This is a genomic window from Acetobacter sp. AAB5 (genome assembly GCF_050106715.1).
Lineage (GTDB): Bacteria > Pseudomonadota > Alphaproteobacteria > Acetobacterales > Acetobacteraceae > Acetobacter > Acetobacter oryzifermentans.
On record NZ_JBNIEW010000079.1, the window covers coordinates 1 to 223 of the forward strand.

Here is a 223-nt window from a genome sequence, read left to right on the forward strand (position 1 = left end):
CCACGAAAATATCCTGATATTCCGCATAACTGGCGCTCGCCCACTTGTCGATGATGCCCCATCCCGTGGACAAGATGAGTTCCATCACCAGCAATTTAGCGCCGATCCCCAAGGCGAGCATAAAGCTCTTGGTCGCAAGATCGCGTGTCCATTCCGATCCGCCAAACCCGGTCATGAGGACGGCTGCGGACAGGATTAGATACATCTCGCATAGTGCCACCAC

General features: G+C 54.7%; 1 protein-coding gene. It reads right to left on the reverse strand.

Going from position 1 to position 223, the window contains the following annotated elements; genetic code table 11:
- On the reverse strand, positions 1 to 223 hold a 223-nt coding region (locus ACP7IZ_RS13880), incomplete at its 3' end, for a type IV secretion system protein (protein WP_426849752.1).